Genomic DNA, 552 nt, shown 5'->3' on the forward strand with positions numbered 1-552 from the left:
AGCTCCCCGAGGCAGTTTCGTTGTTCGCCACGTCCTTCGTCGGCTCCTGGCGCCTAGGCATCCTCCGTGTGCTCTTAGTAGCTTAACCTCGATTGTTCCGTCAGGAAAATATCGGACAATGAATTTCTTCAACGCCTGTATTTCCATCTAGATCATCGTAGCATCGCCATTAATTTAAAACTTGTTTACACAAGTTCAACTTAAAGGAATGTTCTAAAACGCAAATTCGTTTCGGTATCCAGTTTTCAAGGATCAAGTTGTATCCAGTATTTCAGACATGACAAATAGATGAAGTTTGTTGGTGGAGCCAAGCGGGATCGAACCGCTGACCTCCTGCTTGCAAGGCAGGCGCTCTCCCAGCTGAGCTATGGCCCCGCAAATTCCATCAAAACCGAACAAATGGAAACGCTCAAGGCTTTACGAAGTAAAGCCTGCTTCAGGAAGTTAACTTCCTGAAGACTTTTATTTGAATGTCTTCATTGCAGAAGACGATTCTCCATAGAAAGGAGGTGATCCAGCCGCACCTTCCGATACGGCTACCTTGTTACGACT

The 552-nt window shown here is 46.0% G+C and carries 1 tRNA gene and 1 rRNA gene; both read right to left on the reverse strand.

The features are described 5' to 3' along the window. Positions 1–299: 299 nt before the first annotated feature. Positions 300–375: transfer RNA gene (locus tag C162_RS29185), tRNA-Ala, on the reverse strand. 127 nt (positions 376–502) lie between these two features. After that, positions 503–552: ribosomal RNA gene (locus C162_RS36715) — 16S ribosomal RNA — on the reverse strand; the annotation flags it as partial.

Origin of the sequence: Paenibacillus sp. FSL R7-269 (assembly GCF_000517865.1) — a bacterium.
Classification (GTDB): Bacteria; Bacillota; Bacilli; order Paenibacillales; family Paenibacillaceae; genus Paenibacillus_AQ.